Origin of the sequence: Stenotrophomonas sp. SAU14A_NAIMI4_5 (assembly GCF_003086795.1) — a bacterium.
Taxonomy (GTDB): Bacteria; Pseudomonadota; Gammaproteobacteria; order Xanthomonadales; family Xanthomonadaceae; genus Stenotrophomonas.
In genome coordinates this window covers 943,796-964,681 of record NZ_CP026003.1, presented here as the reverse complement: position 1 = coordinate 964,681, position 20,886 = coordinate 943,796, and the positions used below count along the sequence as shown (strand labels likewise).

At 62.6% G+C, this 20,886-nt stretch carries 22 protein-coding genes; all 22 read right to left on the bottom strand.

Going from position 1 to position 20,886, the window contains the following annotated elements:
* Positions 1–113: 113 nt before the first annotated feature.
* Positions 114–419, bottom strand: a complete 306-nt coding sequence (rpsN, locus tag C1925_RS04440) for a 30S ribosomal protein S14 (protein ID WP_079220758.1) — start codon at positions 417–419, stop codon at positions 114–116.
* An 18-nt stretch (positions 420–437) separates the two neighbouring features.
* A complete protein-coding gene (gene rplE, locus C1925_RS04435) occupies positions 438–980 on the bottom strand; it encodes a 50S ribosomal protein L5 (protein WP_079220757.1) in 543 nt (180 codons plus the stop codon).
* A gap of 11 nt (positions 981–991) precedes the next feature.
* Entirely contained in the window at positions 992–1,309 is a 318-nt protein-coding gene (gene rplX, locus C1925_RS04430; protein ID WP_079220756.1) for a 50S ribosomal protein L24, read from the bottom strand.
* A 16-nt stretch (positions 1,310–1,325) separates the two neighbouring features.
* Entirely contained in the window at positions 1,326–1,694 is a 369-nt protein-coding gene (gene rplN, locus C1925_RS04425; protein WP_010483978.1) for a 50S ribosomal protein L14, read from the bottom strand.
* Between the two features lie 11 nt (positions 1,695–1,705).
* A complete protein-coding gene (gene rpsQ, locus C1925_RS04420; RefSeq protein WP_079220755.1) occupies positions 1,706–1,975 on the bottom strand; it encodes a 30S ribosomal protein S17 in 270 nt (89 codons plus the stop codon).
* An 11-nt stretch (positions 1,976–1,986) separates the two neighbouring features.
* Positions 1,987–2,172 (bottom strand): 50S ribosomal protein L29, encoded by a 186-nt coding sequence (rpmC, locus tag C1925_RS04415; RefSeq protein ID WP_108767851.1) that lies wholly within the window; start codon positions 2,170–2,172, stop codon positions 1,987–1,989.
* Positions 2,172–2,585, bottom strand: coding sequence for a 50S ribosomal protein L16 (gene rplP / locus C1925_RS04410; protein ID WP_004154486.1), 414 nt, complete (start codon positions 2,583–2,585; stop codon positions 2,172–2,174). The genes rpmC and rplP overlap by 1 nt, the downstream gene beginning before the upstream one ends.
* 5 nt (positions 2,586–2,590) lie before the next feature.
* The gene (gene rpsC, locus C1925_RS04405) at positions 2,591–3,325 is read right to left on the bottom strand and encodes a 30S ribosomal protein S3 (protein WP_004145350.1); all 735 of its coding nucleotides are present in this window, start codon (positions 3,323–3,325) and stop codon (positions 2,591–2,593) included.
* An 18-nt stretch (positions 3,326–3,343) separates the two neighbouring features.
* Positions 3,344–3,679, bottom strand: a complete 336-nt coding sequence (gene rplV, locus C1925_RS04400; protein WP_004145348.1) for a 50S ribosomal protein L22 — start codon at positions 3,677–3,679, stop codon at positions 3,344–3,346.
* A 12-nt stretch (positions 3,680–3,691) separates the two neighbouring features.
* Entirely contained in the window at positions 3,692–3,961 is a 270-nt protein-coding gene (gene rpsS, locus C1925_RS04395; protein ID WP_108767850.1) for a 30S ribosomal protein S19, read from the bottom strand.
* A 6-nt stretch (positions 3,962–3,967) separates the two neighbouring features.
* Entirely contained in the window at positions 3,968–4,795 is an 828-nt protein-coding gene (gene rplB / locus C1925_RS04390) for a 50S ribosomal protein L2 (protein WP_004145339.1), read from the bottom strand.
* Between the two features lie 10 nt (positions 4,796–4,805).
* Entirely contained in the window at positions 4,806–5,105 is a 300-nt protein-coding gene (gene rplW / locus C1925_RS04385; RefSeq protein ID WP_079220754.1) for a 50S ribosomal protein L23, read from the bottom strand.
* The gene (gene rplD, locus C1925_RS04380) at positions 5,102–5,707 is read right to left on the bottom strand and encodes a 50S ribosomal protein L4 (protein WP_004145337.1); all 606 of its coding nucleotides are present in this window, start codon (positions 5,705–5,707) and stop codon (positions 5,102–5,104) included. Before rplD ends, rplW begins: the two co-directional genes overlap by 4 nt.
* Before the next feature lie 12 nt (positions 5,708–5,719).
* Positions 5,720–6,370: a 50S ribosomal protein L3 gene (rplC, locus tag C1925_RS04375; protein ID WP_059066096.1), complete on the bottom strand. Its 651-nt coding sequence runs from the start codon at positions 6,368–6,370 to the stop codon at positions 5,720–5,722.
* A gap of 11 nt (positions 6,371–6,381) precedes the next feature.
* Positions 6,382–6,693, bottom strand: a complete 312-nt coding sequence (rpsJ, locus tag C1925_RS04370) for a 30S ribosomal protein S10 (protein WP_010341589.1) — start codon at positions 6,691–6,693, stop codon at positions 6,382–6,384.
* 332 nt (positions 6,694–7,025) lie between these two features.
* Positions 7,026–8,216 (bottom strand): elongation factor Tu, encoded by a 1,191-nt coding sequence (tuf, locus tag C1925_RS04365; RefSeq protein WP_079220745.1) that lies wholly within the window; start codon positions 8,214–8,216, stop codon positions 7,026–7,028.
* Between the two features lie 51 nt (positions 8,217–8,267).
* Complete coding sequence (gene fusA / locus C1925_RS04360) at positions 8,268–10,409, bottom strand: elongation factor G (RefSeq protein ID WP_108767849.1); 2,142 nt, start codon at positions 10,407–10,409, stop codon at positions 8,268–8,270.
* Positions 10,410–10,547: 138 nt separating this feature from the next.
* Positions 10,548–11,015 carry a 30S ribosomal protein S7 gene (gene rpsG, locus C1925_RS04355; RefSeq protein WP_108767848.1) on the bottom strand — a complete coding sequence of 156 codons (468 nt, stop codon included), beginning with the start codon at positions 11,013–11,015 and terminating at the stop codon, positions 10,548–10,550.
* A gap of 12 nt (positions 11,016–11,027) precedes the next feature.
* On the bottom strand, positions 11,028–11,402 hold the full coding sequence (rpsL, locus tag C1925_RS04350) for a 30S ribosomal protein S12 (RefSeq protein WP_004145320.1): 375 nt from the start codon (positions 11,400–11,402) through the stop codon (positions 11,028–11,030).
* Between the two features lie 283 nt (positions 11,403–11,685).
* On the bottom strand, positions 11,686–15,909 hold the full coding sequence (rpoC, locus tag C1925_RS04345) for a DNA-directed RNA polymerase subunit beta' (RefSeq protein WP_108767847.1): 4,224 nt from the start codon (positions 15,907–15,909) through the stop codon (positions 11,686–11,688).
* An 87-nt stretch (positions 15,910–15,996) separates the two neighbouring features.
* Positions 15,997–20,151, bottom strand: a complete 4,155-nt coding sequence (gene rpoB / locus C1925_RS04340; protein WP_079220749.1) for a DNA-directed RNA polymerase subunit beta — start codon at positions 20,149–20,151, stop codon at positions 15,997–15,999.
* Between the two features lie 363 nt (positions 20,152–20,514).
* Positions 20,515–20,880, bottom strand: coding sequence for a 50S ribosomal protein L7/L12 (rplL, locus tag C1925_RS04335; protein WP_108767846.1), 366 nt, complete (start codon positions 20,878–20,880; stop codon positions 20,515–20,517).
* Positions 20,881–20,886: the final 6 nt, after the last annotated feature.

Here is a 20,886-nt window from a genome sequence, read left to right as displayed (position 1 = left end):
AGAGCCCGGCTTGCGCCGGGCTCCCTGGTTTTTTTGCGTCGGGAAGGCTGAATGCCTCCCCTGCCCGGTTCAGGACCCCCCGAAGGGGCTCCTGATCACAGGGCCGGCTGGGATTACCAGCTGGCCTTGCGCAGACCCGGGACGTCGCCACGCATGGTGGCTTCGCGCAGCTTGTTACGGCCCAGGCCGAACTTGCTGTAGACGCCACGCGGACGACCCGACAGTTCGCAACGGTTGCGGTGGCGGCTCGGCGACGAATCGCGCGGCAGCTTGGCCAGCTTGGTTGCGGCGTCGATCTTCTCTTCGTAGGTCGCGTCCACGGAGGACACGATCTTCTTCAGAGCCGCACGCTTTTCAGCGTACTTCTTTGCCAGCTTTTCCCGCTTGATGTCGCGGTTGACCATGGAGGTCTTTGCCATTTCGGATTCCTCGACGGATCAGTTACGGAACGGGAACTTGAACGCTGCCAGCAGCGCCTTCGCTTCCGCATCGGTCTTCGCAGTGGTGGTGATGGCGATATCCATGCCGCGGATCGCGTCGACAGCGTCGAAGTCGATTTCCGGGAAGATGATCTGTTCCTTCACACCCATGTTGAAGTTGCCGCGACCGTCGAAGGAACGACCGGACACACCACGGAAGTCGCGCACGCGCGGCAGCGAGATGTTGATCAGGCGATCCAGGAACTCGTACATCTTGTGGCGACGCAGCGTGGTCTTGCAGCCGATCGGCCAACCATCACGGATCTTGAACGACGCAACCGACACACGCGACTTGGTGACCACCGGCTTCTGGCCGGAAATCTTGGTCATGTCGCCGACGGCGTTTTCCAGGATCTTCTTGTTGGTGGCCGCTTCGCCGACACCCATGTTCAGGGTGACCTTGACAAGCTTCGGCACTTCCATCGGATTGGTGTAACCGAACTGCTTCATCAGCGCCGGTACCACTTCTTCCTTGTAGAACTTTTCGAGACGGGAACTCATCTTCTCATTCCTCAGGCGTCGAGCGCCTCACCGCTGGAGCGGAACACACGCAGTTTGCGTCCATCCTCCAGCACCTTGAAGCCAACGCGTTCGCCCTTGCCCGAAGCCGGGTTCAGCACATTCACGTTGGAGATATGGATCGAAGCTTCGCGCTCGACCACGCCGCCGGCAACACCTGCCTGCGGGTTCGGCTTGGTGTGGCGCTTGACGATGTTCACGTTGCCGACGACCACACGGTCGCCGTCGACGCGGACGACTTCGCCCTGCTTGCCCTTGTCCTTGCCGGCGTTGACGACAACCTGGTCGCCCTTCTTGATACGGTTAGCCATGATTATCTCCTGTCGCTCACAGCACTTCGGGAGCGAGCGAGACGATCTTCATGAACTTCTCAGAGCGAAGTTCACGAGTCACCGGCCCGAAGATACGGGTGCCGATCGGCTCCTGCTTGTTGTTCAGCAGGACGGCAGCGTTGCCGTCGAAGCGGATCAGCGAACCGTCGGCGCGACGCACACCCTTGCGGGTACGCACCACGACGGCGTCATACACTTCACCCTTCTTGACCTTGCCGCGCGGAATCGCATCCTTCACGGTGACCTTGATGATGTCGCCGATGCCGGCGTAACGGCGCTTGGAACCACCCAGCACCTTGAAGCACATCACCTGCTTGGCACCCGAATTGTCCGCGACGTCAAGGTAGCTCTGCATCTGGATCATGATTCAGCTCCTTATTCAGCCGCGCGCGTGATGACTTCCACCACGCGCCAGTTCTTGGTCTTGGACATCGGAGCAATCTCGGTCACGCGGACGACATCGCCTTCCTTGCAGGCGTTGTCGGCATCGTGGGCGTGCAGCTTCGTCGAGCGCTTGATGTACTTGCCGTACAGCGCGTGCTTGACCTGACGCTCAACCAGGACGGTAACCGTCTTGTCCATCTTGTTGCTGACGACACGGCCTTCGACCGTGCGCAGCGCCTTGTTTTCGATATTGTCGCTCATAGCGGCCGTCCTTACTTCTTGCTGCCGAGCAGCGTCTTGACGCGAGCAATCTCGCGACGGACGCGGCGGATATCGTGAGTCTTCGGCAGCTGGCCGGTGACCTGCTGCATACGGACAGAGAACTGTTCCTTACGCAGGTCGATCAGGTGGGCCTTCAGTTCGTCAGCCGACTTTTCACGGAGAGTTTTCAGTTCCATCAGCGCACCGTCCGGGTCACGAAAGTGGTGGTGACCGAGAGCTTGGCGGCGGCCAGGCGGAACGCCTCGCGTGCCACTTCCTCCGAGACACCCTCGATTTCATAGATCATGCGGCCGGGCTGGATCTGGGCCACCCAGTATTCCACGTTGCCCTTACCCGAACCCATTCGAACTTCGATGGGCTTCTTGGTGATGGGCTTGTCGGGGAACACACGGATCCACATCTTGCCGCCGCGCTTCACGTAGCGGCTGATCGAGCGGCGGGCCGCTTCGATCTGACGCGCGGTCAGCTGACCGTGGGCGGTTGCCTTGAGGCCGTATTCGCCGAAGCTGACAGCGTTGGCGCTCCAGCTCAGGCCGTCGTTACGGCCCTTGTGCACCTTGCGGTACTTGGTTCGCTTGGGTTGCAACATTGTCGTTACCTCGCTTCACGAGCCGGGCGCTGACGGTCACCGCGGTCGCCGCGATCGTGACGATCGTTGCGCGACGGGGTGTCGTCCTGCTTTTCCTGGCCAACCTGGGAGAAATCGAAGACCTCGCCCTTGTAGATCCAGACCTTGATGCCGATGATGCCGTAGGTCGTCTTGGCTTCAGCGAAGCCATAGTCGATGTCGGCACGCAGGGTGTGCAGCGGCACGCGGCCTTCGCGGTACCACTCCGAACGGGCGATTTCTGCACCGTTGAGGCGGCCACCGACGTTGACCTTGATGCCCAGGGCACCCAGGCGCATCGCGTTGCCAACCGAGCGCTTCATGGCGCGGCGGAACATGATGCGACGCTCCAGCTGCTGGGCGATCGACTCGGCAACGAGCTGAGCGTCCAGTTCCGGCTTGCGCACTTCGGTGACGTTGATGTGCGCCGGGACGCCCATCATCTCGCTCACTTCCTTGCGCAGCTTCTCGATGTCCTCACCGCGCTTGCCGATCACCACGCCCGGACGGGCGGTGTGGATCGTCACGCGAGCGGTCTTGGCCGGACGCTCGATCAGGATCTTGCTGATGCCGGCCTGAGCCAGCTTCTTGCGCAGCATTTCGCGCACTTTCAGGTCGGCTGCCAGGTAACCAGCGAACTCGGCCTTGTTGGCGTACCACTTGGAGTTCCAGTCCTTGGAAATGCCGAGGCGGATACCAATCGGATGAACTTTATGACCCATGGTCTTTTCCTTATCCGCTTACTTGGCGGCGCCCACAACCACAGTGATGTGGCTGGTGCGCTTGAGGATGCGGGTACCGCGGCCTTTCGCCCGCGCCATGAAACGCTTCAGGGTCGGACCTTCATCAACCATGATGGTCTGAACCTTCAGCTCGTCGACGTCGGCGCCCTGGTTGTTCTCGGCATTTGCAATAGCCGACTCCACCACCTTCTTGATCAGGTGGGCAGCCTTCTTGTCCGAGAACTTCAGCAGGTTGACCGCACGTTCGGCCGGCAGACCGCGCACCTGGTCAGCGACCAGACGAGCCTTCTGCGGGGAGATGCGCGCAGTGCGCAGGATGGCTTTCGCTTCCATTGTCATCTCTCCTTACTTACCCGACTTCTTGTCACCACCGTGACCCTTGAAGGTCCGGGTGATGGCAAATTCGCCGAGCTTGTGGCCGACCATGTTCTCGTTGACGAGAACCGGGATGTGGTTCTTGCCGTTATGCACGGCAATGGTGACGCCTACCATGTCAGGCAGGATCATCGAACGACGCGACCAGGTCTTGACCGGACGCTTGCTACCCGCAGCGGCAGCCACCTTAGCAACCAGGTGGTGATCGACAAACGGGCCCTTCTTGAGTGAACGTGCCATGGTCGATTAGCCCCTACGATCGCGGACGATGAACTGCTGAGTGCGCTTGTTATGGCGCGTCTTGTAACCCTTGGTCGGGACACCCCACGGGGTGACCGGATGCGGATTACCCTGGCCGGCCTTGGCCTCACCACCACCGTGCGGGTGGTCAACCGGGTTCATGGCAGCACCACGAACGGTCGGGCGGACGCCGCGCCAACGCTTGGCACCGGCCTTGCCCAGCTTTTCCAGGCTGTGCTCGTCGTTGCCGACTTCGCCGATGGTGGCGCAGCACTCGACCGGAACCTTACGCATTTCACCCGAGCGCAGGCGCAGGGTGGCGTAGATGCCTTCGCGGGCAACCAGCTGCACGGCCGCACCAGCGGCGCGGGCGATCTGAGCGCCCTTGCCGGGCTTCAGTTCGATGCAGTGGATGGTGGTACCGACCGGGATGTTGCGCAGCGGCAGGGTGTTACCCGCCTTGATCGGGGCGTCCGAACCAGCGATCACCTGATCACCAGCCTTCAGGCCCTTCGGGGCGATGATGTAACGACGCTCGCCGTCGACGTAGCACAGCAGGGCGATGTGGGCGGTGCGGTTCGGATCGTATTCGATGCGTTCCACGCGCGCCGGGATGCCCAGCTTGTTGCGCTTGAAGTCGATGATGCGGTAGTGCTGCTTGGCACCACCACCGACGTGACGCACGGTGATGCGGCCATGGTGGTTACGACCACCCGAGCGGCTCTGCGACTCGACCAGCGCGGCGTGCGGAGCACCCTTGTGCAGGTCGGGGGTAACCACGCGCACGGCCGAACGGCGGCCGGGGGAAGTGGGCTTGAATTTCATCAATGGCATGGGATGTACCTCAGGCCTTGGCCGTTACATCGATCGACTGGCCGTCGGCCAGGCGAACGTACGCCTTACGCCAATCGCCGCGGCGGCCAGCACGGTTACGGAAGGACTTGTTCTTGCCCTTGACGTTGACCACGTTGACAGCCTCGACCTTGACGCCGAACAGCTGCTCAACCGCGGCCTTTACATCGGCTTTGGTGGCTTCGTTCGAAACTTCGAAGGCATACTGGTTGGAAAGTTCCTGAATGCGAGCGGTCTTTTCGGAGACACGCGGGGCACGCAGCACGCTGAAGATTTTTTCGTTGCTGTTCATGCCAGCCACTCCTCGACCTTCTTGACCGCATCAGCGGTGATGACGACCGTGTCGGCACCGACCAGCGACACCGGGTCCAGACCCTGGACGTCACGCACCTGCACGTACGGCAGATTGCGAGCGGACAGGTACAGGTGCTCGGAGGCTTCTTCAGTGACGATCAGCGGGCGCTTGCCCACTTCCAGGCCGGCCAGCTTGGCGATCAGACCCTTCGTGTTGGTCACTTCGACATCGAAGGACTCCACGATGGTCAGACGGCCCTGACGGTTCAGCTCGGACAGGATCGCGCACATGGCGGCACGGTACTGCTTACGATTGACCTTCTGCTCGAAGCTGCGCGGCTTTGCCGCGAAGGTGACACCGCCGCCGACGAAGATCGGAGCCGTCAGTGCGCCATGACGCGCGCCGCCGCCCTTCTGCTTCTTCGACTTCTTGGTGGTACCTGCCACTTCGGAGCGAGTCTTCTGCGCCTTGGTGCCGGCGCGACCGGCGTTGCGGTAAGCAACGACGACCTGGTGGACCAGATCTTCGCTGAAATCGCGACCGAACACGGCGTCGGAGACCGAGACCTTGTTGTTGCTACCCGTGATAACGAGTTCCATCGTCATCTCTCCTTATGCCTTGCTCGCCGGACGGACGATCACGTCGCCACCCGCCGCGCCCGGAACGGCGCCGCGAACCGCGATCAGACCGCGTTCGACGTCGACCTTGACAACTTCCAGGTTCTGGGTGCTCTGCTGCACGGAGCCCATGTGACCGGACATCTTCTTGCCCGGGAACACGCGACCCGGCGTCTGGCGCTGACCCAGCGAACCCGGCGCGCGATGCGACAGCGAGTTACCGTGGGTAGCGTCACCCATACGGAAGTTGTAGCGCTTGATGGTGCCCTGGAAGCCCTTACCCTTGGTGACACCCTGGACGTCGACGATCTGGCCGACTTCAAAGATGTCCGCCTTGACTTCGCCGCCAACGGCGAAATCGCCGAGCTGCGCGTCTTCAACGCGGAATTCCCACAGGCCACGACCCGCTTCCACCTTCGCCTTGGCGAAGTGGCCGGCTTCCGGCTTGTTGACCAGGGCAGCGCGACGAGCGCCGACGGTCACCTGCACGGCGCTGTAGCCGTCGGTTTCGACGGTCTTGATCTGCGCGATGCGGTTGGGGGTTGCTTCGATCAGGGTCACCGGGATGGAGCGGCCATCTTCGGTGAACACGCGGCTCATGCCAGCCTTGCGGCCCACGAAGCCCAACGAATACTTCTTCGTCATGGTCGTAGTCCTCAGGTCAGCTTGATCTGAACGTCGACGCCGGCAGCCAGTTCGAGCTTCATCAGCGCGTCCACGGTCTTGTCATTCGGGTCAACGATATCGAGCACGCGCTTGTGCGTGCGGGTCTCGTACTGGTCACGCGCGTCCTTGTCGACGTGCGGGGAGACGAGGATGGTGTAACGCTCGATCTTGGTCGGCAGCGGGATCGGGCCACGCACTTGCGCGCCGGTCCGCTTGGCCGTCTCAACGATCTCGCTGGCCGAACGGTCGATCAGACGATGATCGAACGCTTTCAGCCGGATCCGGATCTTTTGGTCCGCCATGGCGGTAGGTTCCTTCGTTAAAAGAGCGACAGACAAAGCCTCTGGGTTGCTTTGTCCCATGAAATCCCTGAATACGGACGGCCCGCACTCCTGCAGGCCGACAAGGTCAATCCGTAGACCTCAAAAACGTAGGCAGACCTAGAAACAGGCCTGCCCAGACGACGAAGCATAATGGCACGCAAGGCAGCTGTCAACAGTTTCCTGTTGACGCCGCCTGAATGGCATTGACCCTTCCTGGTCCGGGGAACACAAGGCACATCCTGTGCCTACTTTCCCGTTTGATACGCCCCGATGCCCTACCCAGGCAACATCGGGGCGCAGAGTGTAGCAGATTACTCGATGATGGTGGAGACCACACCGGCGCCGACGGTACGGCCACCTTCGCGGATTGCGAAGCGCAGGCCGGCGTCCATTGCGACCGGGTTGATCAGGGTGACAACCATCTTGATGTTGTCGCCCGGCATCACCATCTCGACGCCTTCCGGCAGTTCAACCGCACCGGTGATGTCGGTGGTACGGAAGTAGAACTGCGGACGGTAGCCCTTGAAGAACGGGGTGTGACGGCCGCCCTCGTCCTTCGACAGCACGTAGACTTCGGCGTCGAACTTGGTGTGCGGCTTGATCGAACCCGGCTTGGCCAGGACCTGGCCACGCTCGACGTCGTCACGCTTGGTGCCGCGCAGCAGCAGACCGGCGTTGTCGCCTGCCTGGCCCTGGTCCAGCAGCTTGCGGAACATTTCGACGCCGGTCACGGTGGTCTTCTGCACCGGACGGATGCCGACGATTTCGATTTCTTCGCCGACCTTGATCACGCCGCGCTCGATACGACCGGTCACCACGGTGCCGCGGCCCGAGATCGAGAACACGTCTTCCACCGGCATCAGGAACGGCTTGTCGACGTCACGCTCCGGGGTCGGGATCCAGCTGTCGAGAGCATCGACCAGCTTGATCACGGCCGGCACGCCGATGTCGCTCTGGTCGCCTTCCAGCGCCAGACGGGCCGAACCCGAGATGATCGGGGTGTCGTCGCCCGGGAAGTCGTACTTGCTCAGCAGCTCGCGGACTTCCATTTCGACCAGTTCCAGCAGCTCGGCATCGTCAACCATGTCGGCCTTGTTCAGGAACACGACGATGTACGGCACGCCGACCTGACGCGACAGCAGGATGTGCTCGCGGGTCTGCGGCATCGGGCCGTCAGCGGCCGAGCACACCAGGATCGCGCCGTCCATCTGGGCGGCACCGGTGATCATGTTCTTGACGTAGTCAGCATGGCCCGGGCAATCGACGTGGGCGTAGTGACGGGTGGTGGATTCGTATTCGACGTGCGCGGTCGAGATCGTGATACCACGAGCCTTCTCTTCCGGAGCAGCGTCGATTGCCGAGTAATCCTTGAACTCGCCGCCGAAGCGCTCGGCGCCGATCTTGGTCAGCGCGGCGGTCAGCGTGGTCTTGCCATGATCGACGTGACCGATGGTGCCGACGTTGACGTGCGGCTTGGTGCGCTCGAACTTACCCTTTGCCATTGTTGTATCCCTTGATTGTCGTAAGTGTTTTCAGGAGAGGCTGAGCGAGGCTCAGCCCTTCTTCATGACGGCTTCGGCGATGTTGTTCGGCGCCGGCTCGTAATGGTCGAATTCCATGGTGAAGGTGGCGCGGCCCTGGGTCTGCGAACGCAGCGCAGTGGCGTAACCGAACATTTCACCCAGCGGGATCATCGCGTTGATGATCGAAGCGGAGCCGTCACCGGTGGTGTCGGAACCCTGCAGCACGCCGCGACGACGGCTCACGTCGCCCATCACGTCACCCTGGTAATCCTCCGGGGTCACGATCTCGACCTTCATGATCGGCTCCAGCAGCACCGGCTTGGCCTTGGCGAAGCCCTGCTTGAAGGCCATCGACGATGCCAGCTTGAACGCCATTTCCGAGGAGTCGACGTCGTGGTACGAACCGAAGACCAGCTTGACCTTCACGTCCACCACCGGGAAGCCAGCCAGCGGACCGCTGGTGATGGTTTCGCGCAGGCCCTTTTCGATCGAAGGAATGAATTCCTTCGGAATCACGCCGCCGGTGATGTCATTGACGAACAGGAAGTCGTCCTTGATCAGCGGAGCGATCTTCGCATCGGCGCGGTCTTCAGCGGTGATCGGCGACAGCTCGATCACGACGTGACCGTACTGACCCTTACCACCGGACTGCTTGGCGTGCTTGTAGTCCGACTTGACGTCGGCCAGGGTGATGGTTTCGCGGTAGGCAACCTGCGGCGCGCCGACGTTGGCTTCAACGTTGAACTCGCGCTTCAGGCGGTCGACGATGATGTCCAGGTGCAGCTCGCCCATGCCCGAGATGATGGTCTGGCCGGATTCTTCGTCGGTCTTGACGCGGAACGACGGATCTTCCTGCGCCAGACGGCCCAGGGCCAGACCCATCTTTTCCTGGTCCGACTTGGTCTTCGGCTCGACAGCCATCGAGATCACCGGTTCCGGGAACGTCATGCGCTCCAGGATGATCGGCTGGTCGATCGAGCACAGGGTGTCACCGGTGGTGGTGTCCTTCAGGCCCACGGCAGCGGCGATGTCACCAGCCAGAACTTCCTTGATTTCTTCGCGGTTGTTCGAATGCATCTGCAGGATGCGGCCGATGCGCTCCTTCTTGCCCTTCACCGAGTTCAGGACGGTGTCGCCACCGTTCAGGGTGCCCGAGTAGACACGGAAGAAGGTCAGCGCGCCGACGAACGGGTCGGTGATGATCTTGAAGGCCAGCGACGAGAACGGAGCCTTGTCGTCGGACTTGCGGGTCATGGCGACGTTTTCGTCATCCACGTCGGTACCGGTCACGTCCGGCACGTCGACCGGCGACGGCAGCAGCTGGATCACGCCGTCCAGCATGGCCTGCACGCCCTTGTTCTTGAACGCCGAACCGCAGTACATCGGGACGATTTCGGTGGCCAGGGTACGGGTACGCAGCGCGTTGATGATTTCAGCCTCGGCCAGCTCTTCGCCGCCCAGGTACTTTTCCATCAGCTCTTCGCTGGCTTCAGCCGCGGTTTCGATCATGAAGGTACGGGCTTCTTCAGCCTTTTCCTGCAGGTCGGCCGGGATGTCGCCGTATTCGAACTTCATGCCCTGCGAGGCTTCATCCCAATGGATGGCCTTCATCTTCAGCAGGTCGACGACGCCCTTGAAGCCGTCCTCGGCACCGATCGGCAGCTGCATCGGCACGGCGACAGCGCCGAGCTTGGCCTTCAGCTGGTCACGGACCTTGTAGAAGTTGGCGCCGGTGCGGTCCATCTTGTTGACGAACGCAATGCGCGGCACCTTGTAACGGTTGGCCTGGCGCCACACGGTTTCCGACTGCGGCTGCACGCCACCGACGGCACACAGCACGAACACCGCGCCATCGAGCACGCGCAGCGAACGCTCGACTTCGATGGTGAAGTCAACGTGCCCGGGGGTGTCGATGATGTTGAAGCGGTGCTCCGGCAGGGACTTGTCCATGCCCTTCCAGAACGCGGTGGTGGCAGCGGACTGGATCGTGATGCCACGCTCCTGCTCCTGCTCCATCCAGTCCATGGTGGCGGCGCCGTCGTGCACTTCACCGATCTTGTGGCTCTTGCCGGTGTAGAACAGGATGCGCTCGGACGTGGTGGTCTTGCCGGCATCGATGTGAGCCATGATGCCGAAGTTACGGTAACGCTCGATGGGAGTGGAACGGGCCACGGGGAGCCTCTCAGATTTCTTGGATTTCGGATGGCCGAACGCCGCCTTGCGGCGGCCTTCGGATTGGCGCAGCCCTTCCGGGGCCGCGAGGCAGCACCGATGTGGTGCCGCCCTGCCTGTTTTACAAGGCCGTCAAACTCACCAGCGGTAGTGGGCGAAGGCCTTGTTGGCTTCGGCCATGCGGTGGGTTTCTTCGCGCTTCTTGATGGCGCCGCCACGGTTTTCCGAGGCGTCGATCAGTTCAGCAGCCAGCTTCTTCGGCATGGTGTTCTCACCACGCTTGCGCGCGGAGTCGATCAGCCAGCGCATGGCCAGGGCCATCTTGCGCGATGCACGCACTTCGACCGGCACCTGGTAGGTGGCACCACCGACACGGCGCGACTTCACTTCGACCGCCGGAGCGACGTTGTCCAGAGCCTTCTGCACCAGCTCGATCGAGTTGGCGTTCTTCTCGGCGATGACGTCCATGGCACCGTAGACGATCTTCTCAGCGACGGACTTCTTGCCGCTCAGCATGACCATGTTGATGAAACGGGCGATGGTTTCGCTTCCGTGCTTCGGATCCGGCAGGACGGAACGCTGCGGAGTATTACCCTTACGCGACATAGTGGTCTCTCCTTATGCCTTCGGACGCTTGGCGCCGTACTTGGAACGGGCCTGGCGACGCTTGGCAACGCCGGCGGCGTCGAGCGAGCCACGAACGGTGTGGTAACGCACACCCGGCAGATCCTTGACGCGACCGCCACGGATCAGGACCACGGAGTGCTCCTGCAGGTTGTGGCCTTCGCCGCCGATGTAGGAAATGACTTCTTCCTGGTTGGTCAGGCGGACCTTGGCAACCTTGCGGAGAGCCGAGTTCGGCTTCTTCGGGGTGGTGGTGTAAACGCGCGTGCAGACGCCACGGCGCTGCGGGCACTTGTCGAGCGCCGGCGAGGCACTCTTGTACGTAGTAGCTTGCCGCGGCTTGCGGACCAGCTGGTTGATCGTCGCCATCAGTAGGTTCTTCTGATTGGTGGCCGGAAATCCGGCCAGAGATGCGGAAATGTTAAAGCAGGCCAAAATTCTGGCCTGCTGAGACAGACGATTGTAGCAACCTGTCAGGAAAGCAGTCAAACGCCTCCTGTCAAGCCCGTTCCTGATCCTGGAACGTTACTGGGGAGCCTCCGTGCACCCCGTTCAGGTTGACCGGGTGGATCGCGGACGATCCCCCTGCCCTTTCCCAATGGCCGACCGGTGCAGTCGAGCAAGCTCGACTCTACCGGCCGGACCTGATACCTCATTCTTCGCCAGACGCCTGTTCAGCTTCGGCTTCGATGGCCGGAGCTTCAACGGCTGCCGGGGTGCCGGTCAGGGCCTGCATCTCCGAGTCGGTGAGACCCGAAGCGCCGCGGCGGCGGCTGCTGTGGTACGACAGACCGGTACCGGCCGGGATCAGGCGGCCGACGATGACGTTTTCCTTCAGGCCGCGCAGGTTGTCCTTGGTGCCGCGGACGGCAGCTTCGGTCAGCACGCGGGTGGTTTCCTGGAACGAAGCGGCCGAGATGAACGATTCGGTCGCCAGCGATGCCTTGGTGATACCCAGCAGGACCGGATCGAAGTGCGCCGGCAGCTCGTTGCGGGTCGACAGGCGCGCATTCTCCTCGATTACGCGCTGGCGCTCCACCTGTTCGCCGTTCAGGAACTTGCTGCTGCCCTGGTCGGTGATCTCGACCTTGCGCAGCATCTGGCGGGTGATGACCTCGATGTGCTTGTCGTTGATCTTCACGCCCTGCAGGCGGTACACGTCCTGGATTTCCTTCACCAGGTAGGCAGCCAGCGGTTCGACACCCAGCAGACGCAGGATATCCTGCGGGCTCGGCTCGCCGTCCACGATGGTTTCACCCTTGGTGACATGCTCGCCTTCGAACACGATGACCTGGCGGTACTTCGGGATCAGCTCTTCGTGTTCCGAACCATCGGTGTCCTTGATGATCAGGCGCTGCTTGCCCTTGGTGTCCTTGCCGAAGCTGATGATGCCCGAACGCTCGGCCAGCACTGCCGGATCCTTCGGCTTGCGGGCTTCGAACAGATCGGCCACGCGCGGCAGACCACCGGTGATGTCGCGGGTCTTCGACGCTTCCTGCGGGATCTTGGCGACGACGTCGCCCACGCCCACTGCGGCGCCGTCCTGCAGGTTGACGATCGAACGCGGCGGCAGCAGGTACTGCGCCGGCAGATCGGTGCCCGGGATGGACAGGTCGTTGCCCTTGGCGTCGACGATGCGCACGATCGGGCGCAGGTCCTTGGCCTGGGCACCACGACGCTTCGGATCGGTGATTTCGCGCGAAGCGAGGCCGGTCAGCTCGTCGGTCTTCTCGATGACGGTGATGCCGTCGACGAAGTCGATGAAGCGGATGAAGCCGGCAACTTCCGACACGATCGGGTGGTTATGCGGATCCCAGTTGGCCACGGTCTGGCCAGCCTTGATCGCATCACCGTCCTTCGAGGTGATGGTCGCACCGTACGGCAGCTTGTAACGCTCACGCTCACGGCCGTGGGCATCGAGCACCGAGATTTCGCCCGAACGCGACACTGCCACCAGCGAGCCGCTGGCGTGCTCGACCGACTTGAGGTTGCTGAACTTGACCGAGCCGGTGGTCTTGACGGTGATGTTGTCGACCGCAGCAGCTCGCGACGCCGCACCACCGATGTGGAACGTACGCATGGTCAGCTGGGTACCCGGCTCACCGATGGACTGGGCGGCGATGACGCCGACCGCTTCACCGATGTTGACCAGGTGGCCACGGGCCAGATCGCGGCCGTAGCAGCGACCACAGACACCGAAGGCCGATTCGCACGAGATCGTCGAACGCACCTTGATGCTCTGCACGCCGGCGTCTTCAAGCTTGGCGACCCAGGCTTCGTCCAGCAGGGTGTTGCGGGTGACGATCGGATCTTCGTCGTTGCCCGGCAGGAACACGTCCTCGGCAACCACGCGACCCAGCACGCGATCCTTCAACGGCTCGACCACGTCGCCGCCTTCCACGATCGGGGTCATGATCAGGCCTTCGGTGGTACCGCAATCCACCTCGGTGATGACCACGTCCTGCGCGACGTCGACCAGACGACGGGTCAGGTAACCCGAGTTCGCGGTCTTCAGCGCGGTATCGGCCAGACCCTTACGGGCACCGTGGGTGGAGTTGAAGTACTCCTGCACGTTCAGGCCTTCGCGGAAGTTCGCCTTGATGGGCGTCTCGATGATCGAGCCATCCGGACGCGCCATCAGGCCACGCATGCCGGCCAGCTGACGGATCTGCGCCTGCGAACCACGCGCACCGGAGTCGGCCATGATGTACAGCGAGTTCATCGACTTCTGGTCGATGGTCTCGCCCTTGGCATTGACGACCTTCTCGGTACCGATGGTGTCCATCATCGCCTTGGCGATGCGCTCATTGGTGCGCGACCAGATGTCGACCACCTTGTTGTAGCGCTCGCCGGCGGTGACCAGGCCCGACTGGTACTGCTCCTGGATTTCCAGCACTTCGGCTTCGGCCTCGGTGAGGATGCCCTTCTTCTCGTCCGGGATCAGCATGTCGTCGATGCCGATGGAAACGCCGGCGCGGGTCGCGTAAGCGAAGCCGGTGTACATCAGCTTGTCGGCGAACACGACCGTGTCCTTCAGACCCAGCTGGCGGTAGCTGGAGTTGATCAGGCGGCTGATGTTCTTCTTGGTCAGCTCGGTGTTGGCCAGCGCAAACGGCAGGCCTTCCGGCAGGATTTCAGCCAGCAGGGCGCGACCGATCGTGGTGTCCACGATCGAGGTCTTGTTCTGCTTGTTGCCTTCTTCGTCGGTCACCACTTCGGTGATGCGGACCTTGACGCGTGCGTGCAGTTCCACCACGCGGTTGTCGTAGGCGCGCTTCACTTCGGCGATGTTGGCGAAGGCCATGCCCTCGCCCTTCTTGTTTTCCAGCGAGCGGGTCATGTAGTACAGACCCAGCACGACGTCCTGCGACGGCACGATGATCGGCTCGCCGTTGGCCGGCGACAGGATGTTGTTGGTCGACATCATCAGCGCACGCGCTTCCAGCTGGGCTTCCAGCGAGAGCGGCACGTGGACGGCCATCTGGTCACCGTCGAAGTCGGCGTTGAACGCGGTGCAGACCAGCGGGTGCAGCTGGATGGCCTTGCCTTCGATCAGCACCGGCTCGAACGCCTGGATGCCCAGACGGTGCAGGGTCGGCGCACGGTTCAGCATGACCGGATGTTCGCGGATGACCTCTTCCAGGATGTCCCAGACTTCGGCTTCTTCGCGCTCGACCAGCTTCTTGGCGGCCTTGATGGTGGTGGCCAGGCCACGACGCTGCAGCTTGGCGAAGACGAACGGCTTGAACAGCTCGAGCGCCATCTTCTTCGGCAGGCCGCACTGGTGCAGGCGCAGGTACGGACCGACCACGATGACCGAACGGCCCGAGTAGTCGACGCGCTTGCCCAGCAGGTTCTGGCGGAAGCGGCCCTGCTTGCCCTTGATCATGTCGGCCAGCGACTTCAGCGGGCGCTTGTTGGTGCCGGTGATGGCACGGCCGCGACGGCCGTTGTCCAGCAGCGCATCGACCGATTCCTGCAGCATGCGCTTTTCATTGCGCACGATGATGTCCGGCGCGCTCAGTTCGAGCAGGCGGCGCAGGCGGTTGTTGCGGTTGATGACGCGGCGGTACAGGTCGTTCAGGTCGGAGGTCGCGAAGCGGCCACCGTCCAGCGGGACCAGCGGACGCAGGTCCGGCGGCAGCACCGGCAGCACGGTCATGACCATCCATTCCGGACGGTTGCCCGATTCCAGGAAGGCTTCGATCAGCTTGATGCGCTTGGTGAGGCGCTTCAGCTTGGTTTCCGAACCGGTAGCGGCGATTTCTTCGCGCAGGCGGGTCATTTCCGACTGCAGGTCGATGGTGCGCAGCAGTTCGTACACGGCCTCGGCGCCCATGGCGGCGTCGAAGTCGTCACCGTGTTCCTGGCGGGCGGTCAGGTACTGTTCTTCGGTCAGCAGCTGGCGGCGCTCCAGGGCGGTCAGGCCCGGCTCGGTCACCACGTAGGCTTCGAAGTACAGCACGCGCTCGATGTCACGCAGGGTCATGTCCAGCATCAGGCCGATGCGCGACGGCAGCGACTTGAGGAACCAGATGTGCGCGACCGGCGAGGCCAGGTCGATGTGGCCCATGCGCTCGCGGCGCACCTTGGCCAGGGTCACTTCGGTGCCGCACTTCTCGCAGACCACGCCGCGGTGCTTCATGCGCTTGTACTTGCCGCACAGGCACTCGTAGTCCTTGACCGGCCCGAAGATGGCGGCGCAGAACAGGCCGTCACGCTCCGGCTTGAAGGTACGGTAGTTGATGGTTTCCGGCTTCTTCACTTCGCCGAAGGACCACGAACGGATCAGGTCCGGCGAGGCCAGCGCGATCTTGATCGCGTCGAAGTCCAGCGTCTGGCGCTGCTGGTTGAAGAGGTTGAGCAGGTCTTTCATGGTGTTCTCCAGAAGGAGGAATGCTGTGTCGATGGGCTTTCAGTTGACTGCCAGCGGCGCGGCGGCGGACCGCCGCGCCGGCATGGATCAGTTGTCTTCCAGTTCCATGTTGATGGCCAGCGAGCGGATTTCCTTCACGAGGACGTTGAAGGATTCCGGCATGCCCGCGACCATCTCGTGCTCACCGTCGACGATGTTCTTGTACATCTGGTTGCGGCCCTGCACGTCATCGGACTTCACCGTCAGCATTTCCTGCAGGGTGTAGGCCGCGCCGTAGGCTTCCAGCGCCCAGACTTCCATTTCACCGAAGCGCTGGCCGCCGAACTGCGCCTTGCCGCCCAGCGGCTGCTGGGTGACGAGCGAGTACGGACCGGTCGAACGGGCGTGCATCTTGTCGTCGACCAGGTGGTTCAGCTTCAGGTAGTGCATGTAACCGACGGTGGTGTGGCGGTCGAAGGCTTCACCGGTGCGGCCGTCGTACAGCTGGGTCTGGCCACTGCTCGGCAGGTCGGCCAGTTCCAGCATGCGCTTGATTTCCGCTTCGGTGGCGCCGTCGAACACCGGGGTGGCCATCGGCACGCCGTCGGTCAGGTTACGGGCCAGGCGCAGCAGTTCCTCGTCGCTGAACTGCGACAGGTCGACACGGTTGGCCACGTTGGTGTCGTCGTGGTTGTAGATGTCGTCCAGGAACTTGCGCAGGTCGGCAACCGCAGCCTGGGCTTCCATCATCGCCTGGATCTTGCGACCCAGGCCCTTGGCTGCCCAGCCCAGGTGCACTTCCAGGATCTGGCCGATGTTCATACGCGACGGCACGCCCAGCGGGTTCAGCACGATGTCCACGGTTTCACCCGAGGCCATGTACGGCATGTCCTCGACCGGCACCACGTTGGAGACCACACCCTTGTTGCCGTGGCGGCCTGCCATCTTGTCGCCCGGCTGGATGCGGCGCTTCACGGCCAGGAACACCTTGACCATCTTCAGCACGCCCGGGGCGAGGTCGTCGCCGGCGGTGATCTTGCCGCGCTTGTCGGCGAAGCGACGCTCGAATTCCTTCTCGTGCGCCTGGATCTGCTTCTGCGCGCGTTCGATGGCTTCCGAAGCGTCCTCGTCCTTCATGCGCAGGGCGAACCAGTCAGCCTTCTTCAGGCCGTCCAGGTAGGCGTCGGAGATGACGTCGCCCTTCTTCAGGCCGGCACCACCGTTGACCACCTTGCCCACGATCTGCGAACGCAGACGCATGTAGATGGCGGCTTCCAGGATGCGGAACTGGTCGTCGAAGTCCTTCTTGACGCGCTTGATTTCAGACTCTTCGATCTGGCGGGCGCGCTTGTCCTTCTCGATGCCGTCGCGGGTGAAGACCTGCACGTCGATGACGGTGCCGTCCATGCCCGGCGGAACGCGCAGCGAGCTGTCCTTAACGTCCGAAGCCTTCTCGCCGAAGATCGCGCGCAGCAGCTTCTCTTCCGGGGTCAGCTGGCTTTCGCCCTTCGGGGTGACCTTGCCGACCATGATGTCGCCGGCGCGGACTTCCGCACCGATGTACACCACGCCGCTTTCGTCCAGGCGGTTCAGCGCCTGCTCGGAAACGTTCGGGATGTCGGCGGAGATTTCCTCCGGCCCCAGCTTGGTGTCACGCGCGACGCAGGTCAGCTCTTCGATGTGGATCGTGGTGTAGCGATCCTCTTCCACCACGCGCTCGGAGAGCAGGATGGAGTCTTCGAAGTTGTAGCCGTTCCACGGCATGAACGCGATCAGCATGTTCTGGCCCAGGGCCAGTTCGCCGATGTCGGTGGACGGACCGTCGGCCAGCACGTCGCCGCGGGCGATGACGTCACCCACCTGGACCAGCGGACGCTGGTTGATGCAGGTGTTCTGGTTCGAACGGGTGTACTTGACCAGGTTGTAGATGTCGACGCCGGCGTCGGTGGCACCGACGATTTCTTCCTCGACCACCTTGACCACGATGCGCGCGGCATCGATCTGCACGATCTCGCCACCACGACGGGCGTTGACGGTCACACCGGAGTCACGCGCCACGGCGCGCTCGATGCCGGTACCGACCAGCGGCTTCTGCGCACGCAGGGTCGGCACGGCCTGACGCTGCATGTTCGCGCCCATCAGTGCGCGGTTTGCGTCATCGTGCTCCAGGAACGGAACCAGCGCGGCCGCGATCGACACGGTCTGCATCGGCGAGACGTCCATGAAGTGGACTTCCGCCGGCGGCTTCAGCAGCGATTCGCCCTGGAAACGGCAGGGAACGAACTGCTCGGTCAGCACGCTGTCGGCATTGGTCAGGGCGTTGGCCTGCGCAATGACGTACTCGTTTTCTTCAATGGCCGACAGGAACTCGACTTCGTCGTACACCTTGCCGTCCACGACCTTGCGGTACGGGGTCTCGAGGAAACCGTACTTGTTGGTGCGGGCGTACACGGCCAGCGAGTTGATCAGGCCGATGTTCGGGCCTTCCGGCGTTTCGATGGTGCAGACGCGGCCGTAATGGGTCGGGTGCACGTCGCGCACTTCGAAGCCGGCGCGCTCACGGGTCAGGCCGCCCGGGCCCAGGGCCGAGACGCGACGCTTGTGGGTCACTTCCGACAGCGGGTTGTTCTGATCCATGAACTGCGACAGCTGCGAGGAGCCGAAGAATTCCTTGATGGCAGCGGCAACCGGCTTGGCGTTGATCAGCTCCTGCGGGGTCAGGCCTTCCGACTCGGCCATCGACAGGCGCTCCTTGACCGCGCGCTCGACGCGGACCAGGCCGACGCGGAACACGTTCTCGGCCATTTCGCCGACCGAACGCACGCGACGGTTGCCCAGGTGATCGATGTCGTCAACCACACCGCGACCGTTACGGATCTCGGTCAGGACCTTGATCACGTCCAGGATGTCGGAGCTGTCGCCGTGGGCGCCGACCAGGCGCTTGGACTCTTCGTCGTTGCGCTCGCCGAAGTACTTGCTGTCATACAGCACGGCTTCGCCGGTGGTTTCCTTGCGGCCCACGCGACGGTTGAACTTCATGCGGCCGACCGCGGACAGGTCGTAGCGCTCGAAGGTGAAGAACAGGTTGTGGAACAGGTTCTGCGCGGCATCCTTGGTCGGCGGCTCGCCCGGACGCATCATGCGGTAGATTTCGACCAGGGCTTCCAGCTGGGTCTTGGTCGGATCGATGCGCAGGGTGTTGGACAGGTACGGGCCACGATCCAGGTCGTTCACCCACAGGGTGCCCACCGCATCGACGCCGGCCTTGCGGAAGTTCTGCAGCTGCTCGTCGCTGATCTCGTCGTTGGCCTGGGCCAGCAGTTCGCCGGTCGAGGCATCGACCACGTCGTGCGACAGGATGCGGCCGACGATGTAGTCGTCCGGCACGGCCAGGGCGGCAATGCCCGAGGCTTCCAGCTGCTTGATGTGGCGCGCGGTGATGCGCTTGCCGGCTTCCACGATGACCTTGTCGCCGTCGGCGAGGTCGAAGCCCAGGGTTTCGCCACGCAGGCGCTCCGGCACCAGCTCCAGCTGGACGCCTTCATCCGGGTTGATGTGGAAGGTGTTGATCTCGAAGAACTCGGCCAGCATCTCTTCGTTGCTGTAGCCAAGCGCGCGCAGCAGGATCGACACCGGCAGCTTGCGGCGGCGGTCGATACGGGTGAACAGCGCGTCCTTCGGGTCGAACTCGAAGTCCAGCCAGGAACCGCGGTAAGGAATGATGCGGGCGCTGTACAGCAGCTTGCCCGAGCTGTGGGTCTTGCCACGGTCGTGGTCGAAGAACACGCCCGGCGAACGGTGCAGCTGCGAGACGATGACGCGCTCGGTGCCGTTGACGATGAAGGTGCCGTTCTCGGTCATCAGCGGGATTTCGCCCAGATAGACCTCCTGCTCCTTCACGTACTTGATGGCCTTGGTCGACGACTCGCGGTCGTAGATGACCAGGCGCACGGTCACGCGCAGCGGCGCACCGTAGCTCATGCCACGCTGACGGCACTCACGCTCGTCGAAGACCGGCTCGCCCAGCTTGTAGCCGACGTATTCCAGGGCGGCATTGCCGCTGTAGCTGGCGATCGGGAAGACCGACTTCAGCGCAGCGTGCAGGCCGTAATCGGCGCGCTTGGCCGGATCGATGTTTTCCTGCAGGAAATCACGGTAGGAGTCCACCTGGATGGCCAGCAGGAACGGCACTTCGAGGATCGAGCGCTGCTTGCCGAAATCCTTGCGGATACGCTTTTTTTCGGTGAACGAATAGGACGTCATGAGGTCTTCCACCTTGTTGTGCGGGCCGTGCGCCCACGACCCGAAGGAAACTTGAAATTGTCAGTTGGAAGTCGCTGGTATTGCCGGCACCAGCACGCCTTCTCTTGCTACTTCCAACTGCCAACTCGTCTGCATCTACTGCCCTGCTGCCGCGCGTGGCGCTGGCTGGCGAGGTTGTGACCGCAGCCCGTGTTGGGCTTTTTCTGCTTTTGAACCGGTAGAGTCGACTGTTAGTCGACTTCCTTCACAGCAGTCGACTAACAGTCGACTCAACCGATACCGCAACAACGACCAAAGGCCGGGGGCTTACGCCCCCAGCCTTGGCTGCATCGCCGTGAATCGATGACGATGCAAGGGAAGTGCTTACTTGACTTCGACAGTCGCGCCAGCAGCTTCCAGGTCCTTCTTCATCTTCTCGGCTTCGTCCTTCGAAGCGTTGTCCTTCAGGACGCCGCCGGCTTCGGCCAGGTCCTTCGCTTCCTTCAGGCCCAGGCCGGTGATGGCGCGGACGGCCTTGATGACTTCAACCTTCTTGTCGCCAGCGGACTTCAGGGTGACGACGAATTCGGTCTGCTCTTCAACGACGGCAGCCGGGCCAGCCACAGCGGCGGCAACCGGAGCAGCGGCGGAGACGCCGAACTTCTCTTCGATGGCCTTGACCAGCTCCATCACTTCCATCAGGGACTTCTCGGCGATGGCGTCGACGATCTGTTCGTTGGTAAGGGACATGATAAT

What these genes read in the sequence shown, in the direction of transcription:
- rpsN (WP_079220758.1), bottom strand. Translation starts at nt 419, where the DNA reads ATGGCAAAGACCTCCATGGTCAACCGCGACATCAAGCGGGAAAAGCTG.
- rplE (WP_079220757.1), bottom strand. Translation starts at nt 980, where the DNA reads ATGAGTTCCCGTCTCGAAAAGTTCTACAAGGAAGAAGTGGTACCGGCG.
- rplX (WP_079220756.1), bottom strand. Translation starts at nt 1,309, where the DNA reads ATGGCTAACCGTATCAAGAAGGGCGACCAGGTTGTCGTCAACGCCGGC.
- rplN (WP_010483978.1), bottom strand. Translation starts at nt 1,694, where the DNA reads ATGATCCAGATGCAGAGCTACCTTGACGTCGCGGACAATTCGGGTGCC.
- rpsQ (WP_079220755.1), bottom strand. Translation starts at nt 1,975, where the DNA reads ATGAGCGACAATATCGAAAACAAGGCGCTGCGCACGGTCGAAGGCCGT.
- rpmC (WP_108767851.1), bottom strand. Translation starts at nt 2,172, where the DNA reads ATGGAACTGAAAACTCTCCGTGAAAAGTCGGCTGACGAACTGAAGGCC.
- rplP (WP_004154486.1), bottom strand. Translation starts at nt 2,585, where the DNA reads ATGTTGCAACCCAAGCGAACCAAGTACCGCAAGGTGCACAAGGGCCGT.
- rpsC (WP_004145350.1), bottom strand. Translation starts at nt 3,325, where the DNA reads ATGGGTCATAAAGTTCATCCGATTGGTATCCGCCTCGGCATTTCCAAG.
- rplV (WP_004145348.1), bottom strand. Translation starts at nt 3,679, where the DNA reads ATGGAAGCGAAAGCCATCCTGCGCACTGCGCGCATCTCCCCGCAGAAG.
- rpsS (WP_108767850.1), bottom strand. Translation starts at nt 3,961, where the DNA reads ATGGCACGTTCACTCAAGAAGGGCCCGTTTGTCGATCACCACCTGGTT.
- rplB (WP_004145339.1), bottom strand. Translation starts at nt 4,795, where the DNA reads ATGCCATTGATGAAATTCAAGCCCACTTCCCCCGGCCGCCGTTCGGCC.
- rplW (WP_079220754.1), bottom strand. Translation starts at nt 5,105, where the DNA reads ATGAACAGCAACGAAAAAATCTTCAGCGTGCTGCGTGCCCCGCGTGTC.
- rplD (WP_004145337.1), bottom strand. Translation starts at nt 5,707, where the DNA reads ATGGAACTCGTTATCACGGGTAGCAACAACAAGGTCTCGGTCTCCGAC.
- rplC (WP_059066096.1), bottom strand. Translation starts at nt 6,370, where the DNA reads ATGACGAAGAAGTATTCGTTGGGCTTCGTGGGCCGCAAGGCTGGCATG.
- rpsJ (WP_010341589.1), bottom strand. Translation starts at nt 6,693, where the DNA reads ATGGCGGACCAAAAGATCCGGATCCGGCTGAAAGCGTTCGATCATCGT.
- tuf (WP_079220745.1), bottom strand. Translation starts at nt 8,216, where the DNA reads ATGGCAAAGGGTAAGTTCGAGCGCACCAAGCCGCACGTCAACGTCGGC.
- rpsG (WP_108767848.1), bottom strand. Translation starts at nt 11,015, where the DNA reads ATGTCGCGTAAGGGTAATACTCCGCAGCGTTCCGTCCTGCCGGATCCG.
- rpsL (WP_004145320.1), bottom strand. Translation starts at nt 11,402, where the DNA reads ATGGCGACGATCAACCAGCTGGTCCGCAAGCCGCGGCAAGCTACTACG.
- rpoC (WP_108767847.1), bottom strand. Translation starts at nt 15,909, where the DNA reads ATGAAAGACCTGCTCAACCTCTTCAACCAGCAGCGCCAGACGCTGGAC.
- rpoB (WP_079220749.1), bottom strand. Translation starts at nt 20,151, where the DNA reads ATGACGTCCTATTCGTTCACCGAAAAAAAGCGTATCCGCAAGGATTTC.
- rplL (WP_108767846.1), bottom strand. Translation starts at nt 20,880, where the DNA reads ATGTCCCTTACCAACGAACAGATCGTCGACGCCATCGCCGAGAAGTCC.